This window comes from Acidovorax sp., assembly GCF_047607405.1.
Taxonomy (GTDB): Bacteria; Pseudomonadota; Gammaproteobacteria; order Burkholderiales; family Burkholderiaceae_C; genus Acidovorax.
On record NZ_JASGDA010000135.1, the window covers coordinates 1 to 2814 of the forward strand.

Sequence of the window (2814 nt, forward strand, 5' to 3'; positions counted from 1 at the left end):
CGCCGCCGCCGGTGGAGCCGGTGGATTGGTTGTTGGTGCTGGTGGTTGCGCCAGAACCGTTGTCGTTGTTCACACCGGCTTCCAGCCAGAACGAAGCGGACAGACCGCCACCCAGATCTTCAACGCCACGGAAACCCAGACGGCTGCTGTTGTAGCCGGAGTTCGTCAGCTGCGACTTGTTGGACACGTTGCCGGAACCATAAGCGTAGGTTGCGTCAACCACGCCGAACAGCGTCACGGACGATTGAGCGGAAGCAGCACCAACTACGGCCAGGGCAGCCAGAGCGACTAGGGATTTTTTCATTGCGAGTTACTCCAAGGTTAAACATAGGGCGCCGGTACGAGGGGTCTAGGGCTGCTGGCGTAGCACCCGCGCAGTCCCGCCGGTTCCCCGGGCCAACCTCCTGGTGGGGAAGTTGCTGTTATTGCACCAGACCCAGCCGGGTTTCGCAAAGGAATTCACCCACAATCGGGCCGAAAGGGGAAATCCGTTGCAGTGTTGCAACATTTGAACGTGCGGCGGCAAAATGCCCCTCTGCGCCCGGCGATCAGGCCCGAAAGGGCGCCCAACCCGCGCCCCCGTGCAGCTTGCACTGCCGCCCCCCAGTATTTCGGACACTTTCATGGACTCTTTGCTCTCGGCTGCCGACAACGCGCTCCGCACACTTTTTGCAACACCTCGCGCGAGCGAGCCCTCGCCCGCCCAAGGCATGGCAGAAGCCGCCCTCGACCCCGCGCAGAAGAAGCTGGCGGGGGCGCTGATGCGCGTGAACCACGTGGGCGAGGTCTGCGCCCAGGCGCTGTACACGGCCCAGGCGGCGGTGACGCGCAACCCCGCGCTGCGCGAGCACCTGCTGGAAGCCGCGCGCGAAGAAACCGACCACCTGGCCTGGACGCGGCAGCGCCTGGACGCCCTGGGCGCCCGCCCCAGCCTGCTCAACCCCCTGTGGTTCGCGGGCGCCTTTGCCCTGGGGCTGGTGGCGGCCAAGGTCAGCGACCGCGCCAGCCTGGGTTTTGTTGCGGAAACGGAGAACCAGGTGGCGGCGCACCTGCAGGGCCATCTGGATCGGCTGCCCGAGCAGGACCTGGCGTCGCGTGCCGTAGTGACCCGCATGAAGGACGACGAAGCGCGCCACGCCGCGCAGGCCCGCGCCAGCGGCGCGCTGGAGCTGCCGCCCCCGGCACGCCTGGCCATGAAGGCCGCCGCCAAGGTGATGACGACGACGGCGCACTATTTATAGAGAAGAAAAAAGATAGGCAGGGGGCTACCGGCTTCGGCTGGTACGGCGGCTCTGCAGCATGCCCACGTTCATCTCGCCCGTCAGGCTGGACGCATAGAAGCTCTCGATCATTGCCACCGAGGTGCGGGCGTTGCGCGCCAGGGTCAGCATGTCGATGCCTTCTCCATAAAGCAGCCGGAAGGTGATGGCCGTGTGCCGCAGGCAATAGAGCGTGCGGGCCTGCCCATGCACGTCGATGCGGGGTATGCCCGCCTCGCGCAGCACCCATTGCAGCCAGAAGTTGAGCACGGCCAGCGCGTGGCTGCGGTCCTTCTCGGCGGGCAGAAAGAGGTAGTCGTCGGGTTGCACCGCCCGCGCCCTGGCCTGCACCAGTTGCCCATAGATGCGCACGGCGGGCTGCAGGGTCACGATGGGTTTGTCGTGCTTCTTGGTCGTCGGCAAGGTCAGCCGCAGGTAGGACAGGTGGTCGCGCCGCACGATCTCGACGTGCCGGTGGCGCAGCGTGCGGATGTCGCTGGGGCGCACGAAGCTGTTGACCATGAAACCGATCAGCCAGTACATGTCCAGGGGCAGCTGCCGGTGGCGGGGCGTGATCCAGAACCGCTTGCGGGTGCCGGGGCTTTCCTTGATGCGGGGCGCTTCGGCCCGCTCGTGCGCGAGGCGTTTGGCCGTGCGCAGGAGGGCGCGGTACTGGCCCACGGTGAACGTGGAGCGCGGCTGGCTGGTGATGGGGATTCGGGGTATCTCGGGCAATTCGCGCATCCATTGACGGGACACCGCGAGCTTGAGCACCTTGCGGATGATGACCAGATATTGCGAGATGGTGGTGGATGAAGCGGACAGGGCGCTCATGCGCTCCATGAAGGTCTGCATCTGGTCTGCCTGCACGCGGTCCACCCGCACGTGGCCCATGACGGGCAGGATGTGGGCCTTCAGGCGGTTTTTCAGTATCTGCAGCGAACCCAGGCTGAAAGCGCCGCGCTTGACGCGGTCGGCTTCCACAAGCACCAGTTTCTCGGCCGCCTCGGCAAAGGTAGGGGCGGCGGGCGTATCGCTTTGCGGTGCGTCGTCGGCCAGGAATGCTTCGCCCACCAGATAAAACACGGCCTGGTCGCGCACCAGAACCGCCACGGGCTGGTGCTGGACGATCTGCACCAGATCATCCAGTTCGTCGGCGATGCCCGCGAGCGGGACGGTGTAGTGGGAGTGGATTTTTTGCATGCCGGTGAGGGAAAACTATGGATATTCATCGTTTTCCCCTCATGGCTGGCACGTGTCACGCTAGCCGCTCTGGCTGCCCTGGCCGTAGTTGGTGCTGCTTCTGCTCAATCGTCTGTGACGCTGTTTGGCACGGTGGACGCGACCTATCAATATGGCTCCGGCAACGTTTCCAACATGTCGCGTTTGGGTAACTCCGGCCTGAACAGCAGTGCCATCGGTTTCCGCGGCGTTGAAGATCTGGGTGGCGGTCTGTCCGCTTCGTTCTGGCTGGAAGCCGGTGTGAACAACGACAACGGTTCTGGCGCAACCACCAGCACCAACAACCAATCCACCGGCTCCACCGGCGGCGGCG

At 64.9% G+C, this 2814-nt stretch carries 4 protein-coding genes; 2 read left to right on the forward strand and 2 right to left on the reverse strand.

Annotated elements, in window-relative coordinates:
• Positions 1-304 (reverse strand): porin (locus QM569_RS16150; RefSeq protein ID WP_414988258.1); only part of this gene is annotated, 304 nt, incomplete at its 3' end.
• A 319-nt stretch (positions 305-623) separates the two neighbouring features.
• Between QM569_RS16150 and coq7 the strand changes: the two genes are divergently transcribed.
• Complete coding sequence (coq7, locus tag QM569_RS16155) at positions 624-1241, forward strand: 2-polyprenyl-3-methyl-6-methoxy-1,4-benzoquinone monooxygenase (RefSeq protein ID WP_414988259.1); 618 nt, start codon at positions 624-626, stop codon at positions 1239-1241.
• Positions 1242-1265: 24 nt separating this feature from the next.
• Here coq7 and QM569_RS16160 read toward each other — a convergent pair whose 3' ends face one another.
• Positions 1266-2462: a hypothetical protein gene (locus QM569_RS16160; RefSeq protein WP_414988260.1), complete on the reverse strand. Its 1197-nt coding sequence runs from the start codon at positions 2460-2462 to the stop codon at positions 1266-1268.
• Between the two features lie 45 nt (positions 2463-2507).
• Here QM569_RS16160 and QM569_RS16165 point away from each other — a divergent pair.
• On the forward strand, positions 2508-2814 hold a 307-nt coding region (locus tag QM569_RS16165; protein ID WP_414988261.1), incomplete at its 3' end, for a porin.